This is a genomic window from Marinobacter sp. NSM (assembly GCF_052380025.1).
Lineage (GTDB): Bacteria > Pseudomonadota > Gammaproteobacteria > Pseudomonadales > Oleiphilaceae > Marinobacter.
Genome location: NZ_JBQTCK010000002.1, coordinates 687032 through 703993, shown reverse-complemented (window position 1 = coordinate 703993; position 16962 = coordinate 687032). Strand labels below are relative to the sequence as shown.

Annotated in this window: 17 protein-coding genes; 15 read left to right on the top strand and 2 right to left on the bottom strand. The window is 59.9% G+C overall.

From position 1 onward, the window contains the following. Positions 1–3: 3 nt before the first annotated feature. The 5 genes from ACTZWX_RS07315 to ACTZWX_RS07295 are packed head-to-tail and all read left to right on the top strand — an operon-like array spanning position 4 to position 3397. The gene (locus ACTZWX_RS07315) at positions 4–645 is read left to right on the top strand and encodes a CsgG/HfaB family protein (RefSeq protein WP_444713351.1); all 642 of its coding nucleotides are present in this window, start codon (positions 4–6) and stop codon (positions 643–645) included. Then, the gene (locus ACTZWX_RS07310) at positions 602–1855 is read left to right on the top strand and encodes a tetratricopeptide repeat protein (protein WP_444713350.1); all 1254 of its coding nucleotides are present in this window, start codon (positions 602–604) and stop codon (positions 1853–1855) included. Before ACTZWX_RS07315 ends, ACTZWX_RS07310 begins: the two co-directional genes overlap by 44 nt. A 25-nt stretch (positions 1856–1880) precedes the next feature. After that, positions 1881–2327 carry a YcfL family protein gene (locus ACTZWX_RS07305; protein ID WP_058090802.1) on the top strand — a complete coding sequence of 149 codons (447 nt, stop codon included), beginning with the start codon at positions 1881–1883 and terminating at the stop codon, positions 2325–2327. Beyond that, complete coding sequence (locus ACTZWX_RS07300) at positions 2327–3136, top strand: hypothetical protein (protein WP_444713349.1); 810 nt, start codon at positions 2327–2329, stop codon at positions 3134–3136. Before ACTZWX_RS07305 ends, ACTZWX_RS07300 begins: the two co-directional genes overlap by 1 nt. A gap of 57 nt (positions 3137–3193) precedes the next feature. Beyond that, positions 3194–3397: a hypothetical protein gene (locus ACTZWX_RS07295; protein ID WP_444713348.1), complete on the top strand. Its 204-nt coding sequence runs from the start codon at positions 3194–3196 to the stop codon at positions 3395–3397. 10 nt (positions 3398–3407) lie between these two features. Here the strand turns inward: ACTZWX_RS07295 and ACTZWX_RS07290 are convergent, their stop codons facing one another. After that, positions 3408–4307, bottom strand: a complete 900-nt coding sequence (locus ACTZWX_RS07290; protein ID WP_444713347.1) for an acyltransferase — start codon at positions 4305–4307, stop codon at positions 3408–3410. A gap of 180 nt (positions 4308–4487) precedes the next feature. Between ACTZWX_RS07290 and ACTZWX_RS07285 the strand changes: the two genes are divergently transcribed. Beyond that, a complete protein-coding gene (locus ACTZWX_RS07285; RefSeq protein WP_444713346.1) occupies positions 4488–5639 on the top strand; it encodes an alpha/beta fold hydrolase in 1152 nt (383 codons plus the stop codon). 134 nt (positions 5640–5773) lie between these two features. Here the strand turns inward: ACTZWX_RS07285 and ACTZWX_RS07280 are convergent, their stop codons facing one another. Then, positions 5774–6451 carry a haloacid dehalogenase type II gene (locus ACTZWX_RS07280; protein WP_444713345.1) on the bottom strand — a complete coding sequence of 226 codons (678 nt, stop codon included), beginning with the start codon at positions 6449–6451 and terminating at the stop codon, positions 5774–5776. Positions 6452–6591: 140 nt separating this feature from the next. Between ACTZWX_RS07280 and ACTZWX_RS07275 the strand changes: the two genes are divergently transcribed. The 9 genes from ACTZWX_RS07275 to ACTZWX_RS07235 all read left to right on the top strand — a co-directional run bounded on the left by ACTZWX_RS07275 (position 6592) and on the right by ACTZWX_RS07235 (position 16952). After that, positions 6592–7503 (top strand): LysR family transcriptional regulator, encoded by a 912-nt coding sequence (locus tag ACTZWX_RS07275; RefSeq protein WP_444713344.1) that lies wholly within the window; start codon positions 6592–6594, stop codon positions 7501–7503. 233 nt (positions 7504–7736) lie between these two features. Beyond that, a complete protein-coding gene (locus tag ACTZWX_RS07270; RefSeq protein ID WP_444713343.1) occupies positions 7737–8957 on the top strand; it encodes a Bcr/CflA family multidrug efflux MFS transporter in 1221 nt (406 codons plus the stop codon). 371 nt (positions 8958–9328) lie between these two features. Then, entirely contained in the window at positions 9329–9826 is a 498-nt protein-coding gene (gene tpx / locus ACTZWX_RS07265; protein WP_444713342.1) for a thiol peroxidase, read from the top strand. A 246-nt stretch (positions 9827–10072) separates the two neighbouring features. Further along, entirely contained in the window at positions 10073–11404 is a 1332-nt protein-coding gene (locus ACTZWX_RS07260) for an MATE family efflux transporter (RefSeq protein ID WP_444713341.1), read from the top strand. Positions 11405–11527: 123 nt separating this feature from the next. Beyond that, positions 11528–14335 (top strand): monovalent cation/H+ antiporter subunit A, encoded by a 2808-nt coding sequence (locus ACTZWX_RS07255; protein WP_444713340.1) that lies wholly within the window; start codon positions 11528–11530, stop codon positions 14333–14335. Continuing rightward, the gene (locus ACTZWX_RS07250; RefSeq protein WP_444713339.1) at positions 14335–14673 is read left to right on the top strand and encodes a Na+/H+ antiporter subunit C; all 339 of its coding nucleotides are present in this window, start codon (positions 14335–14337) and stop codon (positions 14671–14673) included. The genes ACTZWX_RS07255 and ACTZWX_RS07250 overlap by 1 nt, the downstream gene beginning before the upstream one ends. Next, a complete protein-coding gene (locus ACTZWX_RS07245; protein ID WP_444713338.1) occupies positions 14670–16199 on the top strand; it encodes a monovalent cation/H+ antiporter subunit D in 1530 nt (509 codons plus the stop codon). Before ACTZWX_RS07250 ends, ACTZWX_RS07245 begins: the two co-directional genes overlap by 4 nt. After that, positions 16196–16690 carry a Na+/H+ antiporter subunit E gene (locus ACTZWX_RS07240; protein ID WP_444713337.1) on the top strand — a complete coding sequence of 165 codons (495 nt, stop codon included), beginning with the start codon at positions 16196–16198 and terminating at the stop codon, positions 16688–16690. The genes ACTZWX_RS07245 and ACTZWX_RS07240 overlap by 4 nt, the downstream gene beginning before the upstream one ends. Further along, positions 16683–16952, top strand: a complete 270-nt coding sequence (locus ACTZWX_RS07235) for a K+/H+ antiporter subunit F (RefSeq protein WP_058090815.1) — start codon at positions 16683–16685, stop codon at positions 16950–16952. Before ACTZWX_RS07240 ends, ACTZWX_RS07235 begins: the two co-directional genes overlap by 8 nt. Positions 16953–16962: the final 10 nt, after the last annotated feature.

Here is a 16962-nt window from a genome sequence, read left to right as displayed (position 1 = left end):
TTTATGATGAAGGGAACCACCAAGGCACTGTTCACCGGCATGGCAGCTGCCTCTCTGTTGCTGGTTGGCTGCGCGAGCCAGATTGATAACACCCGCGGTAAAGCCACGGTTTACGAAGATGCCTCAACCACCGGTCGAGTGGGTGGCGTGGGTATTGAAAGCCAGGACATTGTCGCCATTACCGATCAGATGATGCGGGACATGCTGGCCAACCGCATGCTCGCCGGGCGCGACATTCCGCCCCGGATCATCATCGACAACGCATACATGCGTAACGAGAGCTCCTCGGTGGTCAACACCAACATGCTTACCGATCGGCTGCGCATTGAGCTGAACCGGGCCTCCAATGGCCGGATGGTCTTCGTTGGCCGGGAATACGCCGGCATGGTTCAGCAGGAACGTGACCTGAAACGCGACGGCGCGGTGGATGGCGGCACCATTCGCTCCACCGTAGCCCAAGCCGGTGCGGATTATCGCCTGGCGGGCCGCATCACCTCCCTGGACGCCTCCGATCGCAGCGACGGCACCCAGTCTCGCTATAGCCAGATCAGTTTCGAGATGGTGGATATGGAACTGGGCACCATTGTCTGGAGTGGCCTGTATGAAATGCGTAAGGCGGGCCGAGACGATGTGGTTTATCGCTGAGTTCAAACCAGCCGTTCTGGCCACGGCGGTGCTGTCGGTCGGACTGGCCGGCTGCGCCACCGGGCCGAAGACCTTCGACCGCGCCGGCCTAACCAGCGAGCAGGCCGCGATCGTGGCCAGCAAGTCGACGGTCATCCGGCAGGATTACCAGAATCTGTATGAGGAAGGGCGCCGTAACGAGGTCCTGAACCTGATGGAGATCGGCCTGAAGGCGTACCGGGCAGGTGACGTGAACGAGGCCCGGCGCAGCCTGGACCGGGCCCGGGTGATCATCGAAAGCGTGTACGCCGACGATGAATCTGCCCGTAAAGCCCGCAGTATCTGGTACGAAGAGGCGGAAAAAGACTTCAAGGGCGAACCCTACGAACGGGCCATGGTGTATCTTTACCTAGGGCTGATTTTTCTGGAACAGGGCGATTACGGCAACGCCCGGGCCAGTTTCATCGGTGGCCTGCTGCAGGATGCCTTTGCCGAGGAAGAGCAGTTCAGCTCTGACTTTGCAGCGCTGATTTACCTGGCGGGCTGGGCGGCCCTACAGATGGACAGCCAGCAGCTGGCGCAACAGCACTTCACCGAACTGCAGGCCTTCCGCCCGGATGCGCCTGTCCCCAATGGCGAGCACAATGCGCTGCTGATTGTCGAAACCGGTACCTCGCCCCGCAAGCTGGGTGATGGCGTCGGCCACTATCAATTGGTGTACCGCCGCGGTCGAAACTTCAGTGATGTAGGCGCACAGTGGCAGCACGGCGATCAGTGGGAAACGGTGTACCCGATGGAAGACATTTACTTCCAGGCATCCACCCGGGGCGGCCGCGCCATTGACCGTATTGTGGAAGGCCAGGTGCAGTACAAGGAAACCACCCGCGATATCGGCACCAACCTGAGCGATATCAGCCAGAACAGCCTGTTGGCCGGCGCCAGTGCCTCCGCCGGGGGCGTACTGGGCGCAGGCTTTGCTGCAATCAGCCTGGTCAGCGTAGCCGCACAGGGTATGTCTGCTTCCGCCAACGTGCGGGCCGATATCCGTTACTGGCAGTCGCTGCCCGACACCCTGCACATCATCCCGGTGTCGGCCGAGCCCGGCCAGCGAGTGACCGTGCGCTTCCTGGATGCCAATGGCGACGCCATTCCAGGCATGACCGATACCACCGAATTCAGATTCGACGGACGGGGGCGAGGACTGGCCCTTGCGACGTCCCAACGGCCATAACCCGGCCGCCAAAAGGAGAGAGACCATGTTTCGAAACTTGATTGCTGTAGCCGCCGCCGGCTTGATCGTTGCAGGCTGCAATACCTTACCTGCGGATTCGACCGATATCGCGGAACGCACGGCACCGCTGGAATACAACACCGTGGTGTTCACCGATTACAACCTCAGCCGCACCTGGGACGACGGCATTCGGGACGCCGGGCGCGTTTACCGTTTGTCGGTTGAAAACCACGGCCAACGCCCTACCGAAACAGGGACCACCGAGGTATTCGCGGTGCTGCGTAACCACACCGATTTCGACTACCAGATCGAGGTTCGCACCCAGTTTTTTGACGACTATGGCGTACCGGTGGATGCCCGCCCAACCTGGCAACGCTCGACCATTCCGGCCAACAGCGTCAGTGCCTACAAAACCTTGTCCACTACGACCCAGCCACTGAAATATCGCATTGAAGTCCGGGAGATCAACTGATGAACCGCTCACTGGTTGCGGGCTTGTTGCTTGGGGCGATGCCCATGGTGGCGCTGGCGGCTAACGATCACCCGGCTGCGCCCATGAAGGCGCCGCATCAGAAACCCCTGACCGAGCAGGATCTGCGGGCCGAGGCCAACGCCTCCCAACGCACCGAATCGGCCGAGGCGATTATTGAGCGCTTCCGGGCAGGTCTGGGCAATTCCAATCCAAGGATCGCTGTTTTCTGGAACCGGGCCTTTAACGATCAGGTCAGCGACTGGGCCAGCCAGCGCCGGGTTGTGGTCTCAGAGCAAGGCAGTCTGCACGGCAGCATTCCGGACGGCAACGTGAACCTGGACGGCAAAGCCCGTGGTGCAGCCCAGGTGGAAACCCGGGGCGCACGGCGTTCTGCCCCCATGGCACCGGCGTTTGATCTGCAGGCCGGATTGGTCTCCCAGCTGACCCGAGCCGGCGCCACCATTGTCGACCGCGATGCCATCATGCGCATTACCGACAATGCCCTGGAGAACGGCGATTTCTCACGTCTGTCCCCTGACCAGGCGCGACTTGAAATGCGGGCGCTCAGCCAGCACGCAGACTACCTGATGGAGCTCAGCCAGGTTGCCGGCAATGAATTCACGATTCGCGTTCTCAACGTCACTAACGGCGCTATCCAGGCCATGGTCAGTTCTAATGGCGTGCCCCCAGCTACCGACGCCGATCGTCGGTGGATTGCCACAGACCGGGGTTTTGAGAAGCGGGAGCGACAGGTTTCCCTTAGGGATGTGGGCCAGGAACTGGCGCTGCAAACCCTGGCAGAACTTTAAAACCGGGGACGTTGGCACCACGTATATCTAAAGAGGATAGAATAAGGGAGGTGCACCATGACCATCAGCCCCCAGGAATTTCTGAAGAAATACGGCTTCGACAAAGACAAGGAAGAGCGTGATCACAGTCTTCGTGAAAATGCGATGGATCACGCCAAACACCTGAAGCGCCCCCATGCCGGGACGCCTCACGATTGGGAAGAATGGGAGCGCTACAAGCGCGAACATCCGGATGAGGTGGAAGACGAAGACGAGTCCTGACCCGTTTCGTTCACGTGCTCTCAGCCAGCGCCTGACTCAGGCGCTGGTCCTTGCTTTGCCACAACTCTCCCAGCCATTCCTTCACATTCCGACGATGTTCGGCATCGCTGGAATAATCTCGACCTTTCAAGTGCTCCGGAATTAACTGGGTGCTGATATCCAGCTGGACCTCCGGCACCCGGCCACACATGAAATCCCAGAAGGTAGGCGCGCCGTTGGGGTAGGCAATGGTTACGTCTACCAGGGTGTCGATGGAATCGCCCATGGCATCCAGCACAAAGGCGACGCCGCCGGCTTTCGGCAGCAACAGGTTCTGGTAGGGTGATTTCTGCTTGTCGTGTTTGGCTTTGGTAAAGCGTGTGCCTTCGACAAAGTTCATGACGCTTACCGGGGTGTAGCGGAATTTTTCACAGGCCTTGCGGGTGGCTTTCAGGTCTTCACCGCGTTTTTCCGGGTGTTTGATCAGGTACTCCCGGGTGTAGCGTTTCATGAATGGGAAATCCAGGCCCCACCAGGCCAGACCAATCACCGGCACCCAGATCAATTGTTGCTTGAGGAAGAACTTGAGGAATGGCGCCCGGCGGTTAAACACCCGCTGCATGGCAAAGATATCCACCCAGCTCTGGTGATTACTGAGCACCAGATACCAGCTTTCCCGTTTCAGGTTGTCTGCACCGGTCACCTGCCAGCGGGTGCCGTGGGTCAGTTTCATCCAGCCGGTGTTGCAAGCCACCCAGGATTCTGAGATCCAGATAATGACCTTGGTGCACAGCACCCGGAACCCCTTGTGCGGGATGATCAGTTTCAGCACCGCCGGAATGTACAGCAGCAGGCACCAGAACAGGGTGTTGAGCCCCAACAGAATGGAGTTGAGCACGCCAATGATCGGGGCAGGCAAGAAACTGAGCATGAGGATCCTGTTTTCATTGTAGTTACGGGAAGGCCGATATCATAACAATGAGATACAGGATTGGGCAGTGGCCTGAAGTGACCAATATGCCGGCCAGATGTGACGGTTTTGCCATGGTACCCGAGCAACCGCCCGCCTATCCTGTCGGGAACAGTGACTGACGCACCAACGGAAACACACATGCTTAACCCCGTGAAAACTGCCCTCAACCTGACCTCTGACCTGGCTCGCCAGGGCACCCTCTATGCCGGCAACGCCTTTGACCGGGTGTTTCGTGCCGCCAGCCTGGTGCAGGCGGGCCAGACCTCGTTTGAAACCCTCTATTCGGACGGATTGGTCAGCCTGCGTTACTACCCGCCACTGAAAGAGGATTTCATTGAGCTGGACGATCTGGTGATTCCGGTGGAACGCACAACCCATCGCACACCGATTGTGATCATCCCGCCCCTGGCAGTGAACATGCTGATCTACGATCTGTTCCCCCAGCGCAGTCTGGTGCGTTTTTTGAGGGCGAAGGGATTCGAGGTGTATCTGATTGACTGGGGCATTCCCAAGCGGGAGCACACCCACTACAACATGCATACCTATGTGGCGGAGTTGCTGCCGGCCTATCTGAACCGGGTGCGGGAGCACAGCGGCGAGCAGGAACTGTCGCTGCACGGCTGGAGCATGGGCGGCATGTTCACGCTGTTCTACTCTGCCCTGAGCAAAGATCAGCACATTCGCAATGCCATTGTGCTGGGCCTGCCGATCGACAGCCATGCCTCCGGTGCCATCGGCTGGATGTACCAGCGCATTGCGGATGTTGCCGGTGTCGTACGCAAACGCACGGGGTTTCAGTTGCACAGTATGAAGCCGCACTGGTTTCACACCCCGGGCTGGGCCAATACCATCGGTTTCAAGCTGAGTAATCCGATTGGCAGTGTGATGGGTTACTGGGAGCTGATTGTGCGCCTGGGTGACCGTGAGTTCGTCACCAACCATGCCACTACGTCGGCGTTTCTGGACCGGATGGTGGCTTACCCCGGCGGGGTGATTCAGGACACGGTGGTGCGGGTGTGGATTGATAATCAGCTGGCGAAGGGGCAGATCCAGATCGGCGAGGACTTCGCACGGCTGGAGAATGTGAATGCCAACTTACTGGCGATTGCCGGCCAGGAGGACACCTTGGCGACGCCGGGGGCGGCGAAGCGGGTGATGGACCATGTCAGCTCTACTGACAAAACCTTTCGGGTGGCGCCAGGTGGGCATATGGGGATTCTGGCCGGCAGCAAGGCGCCCAAGGCTTCCTGGCTGGAGCTGGCGGATTGGCTGGCTGCTCGGTCTGGCTGACCCGTTATCGGAGTCTGTCGGCAGGGGTTGGAGAGAGGTTCCAAAACGGAAAACGTGGTTTTCCTGATGGTTTTGGAACCCCTCTCCAACCACTGCCTTCGCTGACTGTTTGATATGCCTATTGAAAGCTGCTTTCAGGTATTGAGAGCCTTGAGACTCTCTGGAAGTTGAGAAAGGCTTTGGATTACTGCTGACGGCTCTATGTCCCAGTCTTCGAAAACCCTGTTTTCATCCCGCTTTACCCAAATCGCTGACAACCCGGCCGCTCTGGCACCGATCACATCCCAAGCGTTGCTGGATACCAGGCACAGGGGGCTATCCCAGGCGCCGGTGGCGCGGCGGGCGAAGGTGTAGACGGCGGGGTCTGGTTTGAAGCTTTTGATGTCATCTACAGAGACCAGGCTATCAAACTGGTCCAGCAGGTTGTTGTGGCCGAGGACCTTTTCCAGGGCGGGGTAGCTTCCGTTGGAGAAGGCAAACAGCGGGTACTGGCCTTTCAGGGCCTGCAGGGCTGGCAAGGCATCGTCAAACGCGGGGAGGGACAGGTAGGCGGCCATGAGTTGGTCTTCCCGCGCCTTGCTCAGCTCCAACTGGTGCACGGCCATGGCATAGCGCAGCGCCTGGCGGGTGCATACGCCGAAGTCTTCGTAAACTCGCATTAGCCCCTTCCGGAACGAAAACTCCAGCTGTTTCTCCCGCCAGAGCCCGGCAACCGCCGCTGCCTGCTCGCACGCATCCTGCTCAAGCAGCCGGGACATGCCCATCGGATCTACTAAGGTTCCATAAACATCAAACGCCAAAGTGGTTTTCATGTTTGCTCCTGTCCCGGGGAAGTGCGCCTCAATATTGAACGATTACTCAACTTAGACCAACCGGACTTTAGTGGCAAAACCGATCAACCAGGCCCGACTCTCTGGTGACTTGGCCTTTGCTCTCGCCTAAACTGCCAACCATGAAGCCCGTTGATATGTTGAACCTGGACCTGAGATCACTCGCCACCTTCGTTGCTGTACTCGACGAGGGCGGAGTGTCGCGCGCGGCAGTTCGGTTGGGCGTTACCCAATCGGCGGTAAGCCATACTCTGGAGCGTTTGCGCCAGGCCTTCGGCGACCCGCTGTTTGTGAAATCCGGGCGGGGCATTGTGCCAACCGACTATGCCTTGCGCACCGGGCCCCATATTCGCCAGCTCCTGGACGACCTGCGCACCCTGCCCTCCGGGCCGCCGTTTGAGCCGGCGACGGCGGAATTTACATTTACCATCGCGGCCAACGACTACCAGCGGGATCTTTTGTTACCAGGTTTGGTGAAGACGCTCCGGGAGCAGGCGCCGGGTATTCACTTGCAGGTCATTCCTTCCGGTATTCCCAATGCCGATCTGCTGCGCAAAGAAGCTTGTGATCTGGTGATCAGTCCGTTTGCGCCGGAAACCACAGATATCATGCAACGGGGTTTGATGGCGGACCGGATGGTGGTGTTTTACGACCAAAACAAACGGCAAGCACCGTCAGACCTGAAGGATTACATGAACGCCGACCACATCACCGTGCTATTCGCCACTGGCGAGAAGCCCGGGCTGGACAGCACCATGGAGGCACGGGGGCTGAAACGGCGCAGCGTGGTGACGGTCTCCAACTTCTCCGGCCTGCCGGAGTTTCTGCGCGGCACTACCCTGCTCGCGTCTGCCCCTGAACGCATGAGCACCCAGCTGATGCGCGACTTTGCCTACGTACCTTTACCCTTTGAATACAACCCCTTCACTCTGCTCATGCTCTGGCACCGCCGCCACCAGACAGACCCCGCCCACCGTTGGGTTCGCAACCAGGTGAACTCCGTGGCCGCCACCATGAACGGTCTTCACGATTAATCAATCGATCTCATTCATGTATGACATGAAAGGTTGAGCCGTTATTTTTATCGCCTTGTCGGCCTAGACTTCACGTTAGCAGCAGGTCGGCAGGTGTGGGGGTGTCCTTCCGAAACACGCTCCTTCGGCACGTCCATGTGACGCTTGGGCTCCGCCATCCATGGCTCCGCACAGTTCCGGAAGGACACCCCCACACCTGCCACGCAACCATCATCCTGGCCGTCAGAATCTTAATGCTCGCACTCACCAGTATTTGGACAACCATTCTATTAGCCTCAGCCGTTGCTCTGGGTCCAATGGCTATCGATATGTACCTGCCTGCGCTGCCTCAGATTGGTGCCGACTTTAATGCCGGTACTGATCAGGTTCAGTTCACGCTGAGTGTTTATCTGATTGGTTTTGCCCTTGCCCAGCTTGTTTGTGGACCTTTGGCAGACCGGTTTGGACGCAAACCCGTCATGATCGGCGGAATGCTGCTGTTTGCACTTGCAAGCATTGGTTGTGCCCTGGCCAGCAATATCGAAACCCTGCAACTATTCCGATTCCTGCAAGCACTCGGCGGTTCCGCTGGCCCAGTTCTGGCGCGCGCCATTGTCCGCGACGTCTACATCCCCAGAGACGCAGCGAAAATCCTCGCCCTGCTCGCGGGCATGATGGCTCTGGCACCGGCAGTGGCACCCACCTTCGGAGGTTTGATTGTGGCCACCATGGACTGGCACTGGATCTTCATCGTCATGGCCGTGTATGCCTTGGTCATGGTCGCCGTCATCGCCTTTGGCATCCCCGAACCCCTGCGCCCGGAACACCGCCAGCCGTTCCGATTCTGCCACCTCATGCGCAACTACCGCCGCATCAGCACCGACATGACCTTCATCGGCTACACCCTCACCAGCGCGGCTATTTATGGTGGCCTATTCGCCTTCCTGTCCGGCTCCGCCTTCGTGCTGATCGACGTTCTGGGCGTCGCCCCCGAACACTTCGGCCTGTACACCGCCATCACCGCCGGCGGATACCTGCTCGGCAACATGGCCTCCATCCGCCTGGCAAGACGTTACCTGCCAGACCAGATCCTGCTCTACGGCCTGGCCACCACCCTCACCGCCGGCGCCACCATGGCCTTACTCGCCTACCACAACGTCTACAGCCCCTGGGCCGTGGTGCTACCGCAAGCCCTGTTCATGGCCGGCACCGGCATGGTTCTCCCACAAACCATGGCCGGCGCGTTAGCCAACCACCCCACCATGGCCGGCTCCGCCTCCGCCCTCCTCGGCTTCGTCCAAATGGCCGCAGCGGCCGCCGCCGGCGCCCTCGTCGGCATCCTCCACGACGGCACCCCACTGGTCATGGCCACGATTATTGCGATATGCGCCGGGCTCGGCTTGATTGGTTACCTGTTTCTAGTGCAGCGATACCCTGCACCAGGTTTTGAAGCTCAGAGTGCTGGATCAAACTAACAAAGCCTTTTGGACAAAGTATTCGGGAATCTTCAATGACCTGAATACCCGCAAGAAAGTCGAGGGTTCGGGTAGGGGATTGCCTTCCAAAACCTTGCGGAGCCATGGGTGGAGCGCGGAAGCGCTTCATGGGCTGGCCATGGATGGCCAGCCCAGGACCCTCAGCGCGACGCAGGAGCAATTAGCGCTGAGGGGCGGAGCAGAGCGTACATGGATGTATTCACAGCGTGTTTTGGAAACAAGCCCCCTACCCGGACCTGCACCGAGGTTAAAGCTATGCACGGATTACGGAAAGGGGATGAAAACTCATCCAAAGTAAGCTACACAGAGTAGATTGCAGAGATCCAAAACCAAAAGACAAGGAGCACACCATGAGCAACGTCACCCTGGACGGCAACCCCATCGACGTCAGCGGCGAATTCCCCCAAGCCGGTGAAAACGCCGCCCCGTTCACCCTCACCAACAGCGGCCTGGAAGAAGTAAAACTCGACAGCTGGCCCGGCAAACGCAAAATCCTCAACATCATCCCCAGCATCGACACCGGCGTCTGCGCCGCCAGCACCCGAAAATTCAACGAAAAAGCCGGCAGCCTGGACAACACCGTCGTCCTCGTCGTCTCCGCCGACCTCCCCTTCGCCGCCGCCCGCTTCTGCGGAGCCGAAGGCCTGAACAACGTTGAAACCCTCTCCACCTTCCGCAACTACAGCTTCCAGCAAGACTACGGCGTAGCCATTCAAGACGGCCCCCTTGCCGGTCTGTGCGCCCGTGCGGTGGTGGTCCTCGACGAGAACAACAAAGTGCTGCACAGCGAACTGGTCAACGAAATCAAAAACGAGCCGAATTATGAAGCGGCGCTGAAGGTACTGTAAGCCTCTCCATCAGGGGCCCACTGCATAACTTACGCCTAGACTCTCGACTACCCCTTCAGAGTTTGGGCTGAGTGTGCGGGCAGGTCTTTCTCAAACCTTGCGGAGCCATGGATGGCGGAGCAGAGCGTACAGGGACGTATTCACAGCGTGTTTGAGAAAGACCTGCCCGCACACTCAGCACGCACCAAAAGCCAGAGCTGTTAGAATCCACGCCCAGAATCCAAAACCCAAGGCACCGACCCCCAAGTGCAGAACCAACCCCAAAGCCCAAGCCTGGCCCGCCAGCTCTACCAAATGACCTGGCCCATGCTGTTCGGCGTGCTCTCCCTGATGACCTTCCAGCTCACCGACAGTGCCTTCGTCGGCCAGCTTGGCCGTGACCCCCTCGCCGCCCTGGGCTTCACCGTGCCCATGCAACAACTGGTCAGCGGCATGTACGTGGGCCTCGGCATCGCCACCACCGCCATCATCTCCAGAACCCTGGGCCAGGGCGACAACCTCCGCGCCCAACGCCTTGGCGGCCTCGTCGTCAGCATCGGAGCTAGCCTGGCGCTGATCCTGTGCCTCTCAGTCTGGCTATTACAAACCGAGATACTCAACTTCCTCGGCGCCGAAGACCAACTCCGGCCAACCATCCGGGAATACTGGGTGCCCTGGCTTATGTCCGCCTGGCTTGGCGCCTTGCTCTACTTCGGCTACGCCGTCTGCCGGGCCAACGGCGACACCAAGTTACCCGGCTACATGATGATCGCCACCAGCCTGCTCAACATTGCCCTGGACCCACTGTATATCTTTGTCTTCGGCTGGGGCCTGCCCGGGGCCGCCTGGGCCACCATCACCGCCTTCGGGATCGGTGCCCTGGTGGTTTTCCCGGCATTGGTCAGGCGCCAATGGCTGCGCTTTGACCTGCTGCAACTGCAACTGGCGAACGCAACCCGGCAGCTCGGTGGTATCATGGCACCGGCCATGGTCAGCCAGCTGATGCCGCCCCTGTCCGCCATGCTGGCCACCTCGCTGGTGGCCGGGTTTGGCTCCGCCGCCGTCGCCGCCTGGGGGCTGGGTACCCGGCTCGAGTTTTTCTCCATCGTGGTGGTACTCGCACTGACCATGTCCATGCCGCCGATGATCGGCCGCATGCTCGGGGCCGGCGAGCTGGACAATATCCGCAAACTGGTGCGCATTGCCGTTCGCTTTGTAGTGGTCTGGCAACTGGTGCTGGGGCTGCTGTGGCTGGCGGCATCCGGGCTGGTCTCCACCCTGTTCAGCCGGGATGCGGATGTTCAGGTCATCCTGCTGAGCTATCTGCTCAGGGTGCCTCTGAGTTATAGCGGCCTGGGGGTCTGTATGCTGATGGTTTCGATCAACAATGCCCTGGGATTACCCATGCGGGCACTGTTGATCTCAACCCTGCGGCTGTTCGCCTGTTACCTGCCCCTGCTTTGGCTGGGCGCTCAGGTGTCCGGGCTCACCGGATTGATGACCGGGGCCCTGATCGGCAACCTGGCAGCCGGACTGTTGGCGTACAGTCTGTACCGCCAAGGAATGACCCGTTTGCGACAAAAGTACCCGGCCACTTGACGGTTAACAATGAATTAATGTGCTAGTCTTCGGTAATCTGTTTTAGCTATCACGCCCGAGCCTGATCGCTGCGGGCGGATGAACAATTAACCCAAATATTCCTTCCGGGCTACCGGCCTCGCTATGGTACCAGGACTCATCATTTTGCTGCCGGTGCTGGGAGCGTTTGCTTCCTGGTTACTGAGCCGCCTCTCTGCCGGCACCAGCGTCCGTGCTCACGCACTTCTGGCTGCCGTTGCACCCTTTACCGGCGTCCTTTTGCTGGCAAGCCATTGGCCGCAGGCTTCAGACCAGAACGCGCTGGTCACCACCGTGCAGTGGATTCCACAACTGGGGCTCAACCTGTCGTTCCGGCTGGACGGCCTGAGCTGGCTGTTTGCCACCCTGATCACCGCCATTGGCTGCCTGATCATTCTTTACGCCCGTTACTACTTCGATGGCAAAGCCACTGCCCCGCGTTTCTTTATCCTGATCCAGCTGTTCATGACCGCCATGCTGGGCATCGTACTGTCTGAGAACCTGCTGTTCATGTTGGTGTTCTGGGAGCTGACCAGCCTGGTGTCGTTCCTGCTGATCGGCTTTAACTGGTCCAGCCGGGGCGCCCGCCGGGGTGCCCGAATGTCACTGGTGATTACCGGTGGCGGCGGCCTGGCCCTGCTGGCCGGTATTCTGTTGCTGGGCAACATGGCCGGCAGCTTCCAGTTGTCCGATATCCTCTCTCAGGGCGAGACCCTCAAGCAGCATAGCCTGTACCCGCTGATGCTGAGTCTGGTGCTGCTGGGGGCGTTCACCAAATCCGCCCAGGCGCCTTTCCACCTGTGGTTGCCCCACGCCATGGCTGCCCCCACGCCGGTCTCCGCGTATCTACATTCAGCCACCATGGTCAAGGCCGGGCTGTTCCTGATGGCGCGATTGCACCCGGCCCTGGGCGATACCGAGCTCTGGTTTGCCCTGATCACCGTCACCGGCATGGTCACCCTGATGGTGGGTGCCTTTGTCGCGATGTTCATGCACGACATCAAGGGCCTGCTGGCCTATTCCACCATTTCCCATCTGGGCCTGATCACTCTGCTGATTGGCATGGGCAGTGAAATGGCTATGGCGGCGGCCCTGTTCCATCTGGTCTGCCATGCCCTGTTCAAAGCCCCGCTGTTTATGATGGCAGGCTATGTGGATCAAGCCACCGGTAGCCGAGATATGCAATTGATCAACGGCCTGTGGCGCTGGATGCCGGCACTGATGATTGTCACCATCGTGCCCGCTGCCGCGATGGCTGGTTTACCGCTGATGAGCGGCTATCTGAGCAAGAAAATGCTGTTTTCCGAAAGCCTGCTGGTGACCGCACCCCACTGGGCGGATGTGGTCATCCCGGCCTGGGTCACCGTGGCGGGTCTGTTTTCGGTGGCCTATTCGGTGCGCATCTTCCACAACGTTTTCTTTAATGGCCAGCCACGGGATCTGCCGGTGTGGCCGCCAAAGCGTAAGCCTGCCGCCGCATTGTTGCCGTTGGCCATTCTGGCGACATTATCGTTGCTGGTTGGCCTGATTCCCCAGTGGATCTACGACCACCTGGTGCATCTGGCGGTGCTGCAGACCACCGTGTCTCATTTACCAGCCTATGATTTCAGTGCCCTGTCCGACGCCCACACCCCTGCCATGATGAGTCTCGTCGCTATGCTGGGCGGGCTGGCGGTTTACAGTGCCCGCAAGCCGTTGTTCGCCATTCATGCCCGGTTACCGGAGGTGGACGCCAAGGACATTTTTGAAACCGCCATGCAGCTCACTATTCGCTTCTCGCAAACGCTGGTTTATCGTCTGGAAAACGGCTCCCTCCAGCGCTACCTGGCACTCATCCTGTTAACCACCGTCGCCCTGGTGGCCCGGAGCCTGAGCGGCCTGGAACGGTGGCGCGGGCCTGTGCCAATGACCGCCCTGGACCCACTGGTGGTGTTTGGCATCAGCATCCTTTGCCTGTCTGCCGTGGGCGTTGTGCTGTGTCATCGTCACCGCCTGCCGGCCCTGTTGCTGCTGTCGGTCACCGGCCTGTTTGTCACCCTCGCCTTTGCCTGGTTCTCCGCGCCGGACCTCGCCCTGACGCAACTGTCGGTTGAAGTGATGGCGGTGGTGATCATGATGCTGGCCCTGTCGTTCTTACCCCAGAGCTCACCCAAGGAATCCCGCTTTCCCCGAATTGCCCGTGATCTTTTTGTGGCCCTGGCCGCCGGCGGCGGTGTGGCCGCGTTCACCTTTGCCGTGCTGACCCGCCCGGTAAACTCCATTTCCGACTTTTTCCTGGCCAACAGTGTGCCCGGAGGCGGCGGCACCAACGTGGTGAATGTGATCCTGGTGGATTTCCGGGGGTTCGATACCCTGGGTGAGATCACGGTACTGGGCATTGCCGCCGTGGCGGTTTTCGCCTTTACCCGCAACCTGAACCTGAAAAAACGGGTGGCGGAATCCGGCCACTCCCATTGGGTAGCCGAGCCCCATCCGGTCATCCTGCAGATGGTGGCGCACATGGCTTTGCCCATTGCCCTGCTGGTATCGGCGTATATTTTCCTGCGCGGCCACAACATGCCAGGGGGCGGTTTCATTGCGGGATTGGTCACGGCCGTTGCGCTCACCCTGCAATACATGGCCGGTGGCCTGGTCTGGGCCCAGGCGCGCATGCGTACGCACTTCCGCTCGCTCATTGGTGCGGGGCTGCTGATCGCCCTGCTGACCGGTGTTGCCAGCTGGGTGCTCGGTTATCCGTTCCTGACCACCACCTTTGTCCACCTGCACTGGCCGCTGATTGGCGAGTTTGAACTGGCCAGCGCCCTGCTATTTGATCTGGGTGTTTACACCACCGTGGTGGGTGCAACCCTGCTGATTCTCGCGAACCTGGGCAAACTGATGACCATTGCCGGCCCAGGCAAGGAGGTGGGCTGATGGAACTGATGATCGCAGCCGCCCTGGGGATCCTGACCACCTGTGGGGTATTCCTGGTTCTGCGTGCCCGCACCTTTTCCGTGGTGCTGGGCCTGACCTTGTTATCCCATGCCGTCAACCTGTTCCTGTTCAGTATGGGCCGGCTCACCACCGGCGCCCCGGCCATTGTCGGCCTGACCGAATCCAGTGCAGACCCGCTGCCCCAGGCACTGGTGCTGACCGCCATTGTGATCAGTTTCGCGATGACCGCCTTCGTGGTGGTGTTGTCCCTGAAAGCCGCTGTGGAACTGCGCAATGATCACGTAGACGGCGAAAACCCGAACGAGGACCGGCAATGACCCACCTGATGATTCTGCCGGTCGTCATACCCATGCTGGCCGCCGCCTGGTTGCTGGTAAACCACCGGGCCAGTATCGGCCGCCAGCGGGTGTGGAGCATTCTGTCCACCAGTTTGCTGGTGGCGCTGGGCGTGTGGGCGGTTATTGCGGCTCAAATCGATTACCACACCTACTGGCTGGGCAACTGGCAGCCGCCCTTCGGCATTGTGCTGGTGCTGGACCGGCTGAGTGCCATGATGCTGCTATTGGCCGCCTTACTGGCCCTGTTCTGCGTACTCTATGCCAGCCGGGGCAGCGACCGGGAGGGTTCCCATTTCCATGCCCTGTTCCAGTTCCAACTGATGGGCATTAACGGTGCCTTCCTGACCGGTGATCTGTTCAACCTGTTCGTATTTTTCGAGATCCTGCTGCTGGCTTCCTACGCCCTGTTGCTGCACGGCGGCGGCCGGGCCAGAAGCCGGGCGGGCTTGCACTATGTAATCATCAACCTGCTCGGCTCTGCCCTGTTCCTGCTGGCCCTTGGCATTCTTTACGGCCTGACCGGCACCCTTAACATGGCCGACCTGGCGGTGCGGATTGCCGCCGCCAGCCCCGATGACCAAATCCTGCTGAAAGGTGCCGCACTGCTGCTGATGGTGGTGTTCGGTATCAAGGCCGCGATCCTGCCACTGCTGTTCTGGCTGCCCAGGGCCTATTCGGCCTCCAGCGCACCGGTGGCGGCATTGTTCGCCATCATGACCAAGGTGGGCTTTTACGCCATGGTGCGGGTGCTTCTGATTGTGTTCGGGCTGGACCCGGCACAGCCCCTGAATGCCGGGGTGTTCCTCTGGCTCTGGCCCCTGGCGCTGGCCACCCTGGGCCTCGGCGCCATTGGCGTGCTTGGGGCGGCCAGCCTGCGTACCATGGCCGCCTACCTGGTGATTATGTCCAGCGGCTTGCTGATGGCCAGTTTTGCCATGGCCGAAACCACCGTATTGGCCGCCAGCCTGTTCTACCTGCTGCACAGCACCTGCCTGGCGGCGGTCTTTTTCCTGCTGGCCGACCTCATCGGCCGGCAGCGGGCCGACGGCTACGATCTGCTTTCGGTGACCGCTCCCTTGACCCATCGCTGGACCCTGGGCACGCTGTTTCTGGTGGCAGCGGTCAGCATGGCGGGGCTGCCGCCCTTCTCTGGGTTTGTTAGTAAAGCCTGGCTGCTGCAGAACGCCATCACGCACCCGCACTACCTTTGGCTCTGGGGCATTACCCTGATTGCCGGGTTATTCATGATTGCCGCACTCAGCCGAGCCGGCTCCGGCTGGTTCTGGAAACCGGAGCCGTTCACCGGCCGCCAGCGCCGCAAGCTGGACCCGGCGCGCGTGGCCACGGTATCCGTGCTTATTGGTATCAGTGGCGCCCTGGCCCTGTTTGCCGCGCCGGTGATGGAGTATATGACTGCAACCGCAGGCCAGCTCTATCATCCGTCGGCCTATGTTGAGGCGGTGCTTGGTGAGCCTGCCACGATGACGGGAGGGCGAGCCCCATGAACTGGTTACAGCGCTGGGTGCCACACCCCCTGTTCGCAGGCTTTCTGCTGCTGTTATGGCTGTTGATGAACGAGTTCAGCTTTGCCCACCTGTTGCTGGGCGCGGTGCTGGCGGTGGTGATATCCCGGGTGACCCAGCCGTTCTGGCCGGAGCGTTCAAAGGTCAAGCATCCGGGTAAGTTGCTGCGCTACCTTGGCCGGTTGTTGATAGATATCCTGAAATCCAACCTGATTGTCGCCCGGCGCATTCTATTCTATTCGCGGCAGCTGGAGCCTGGGTTCTTCACTTACCCCCTTGCACTGACCGACGATTTTGCCGTAACCATGCTGGCCAGCACCATTTCGCTGACCCCGGGCACGGTCAGCGCTCACTACAATCGCGAAGGCCGCTGCCTGTTGATCCACTGTCTGCATCTGGAGGATGAAGCAGCGCTGATCAAGGACATCCGCGAGCGTTACGAGCTGCCGTTACAGGAGATTTTCGATGATTGAATGGGCGGTTAACCTGGCGATCACTGTGTTTGCGATTGCCATCCTGCTGAACCTTTACCGGTTGGCCATCGGGCCCGACATCGTGGACCGGATCCTGGCGTTAGACACCCTGATGATCAACAGCATTGCGTTGATTGTGCTGTTTGATATCCGGCTGTCGCTGGGCATTCTGTTTGAAGCCGCCATGCTGATTGCCCTGATGGGGTTTGTCGGAACAGTGGCGATGACCAAGTATCTGTTACGGGGGGATGTGATCGAATGACTGCGTCAAC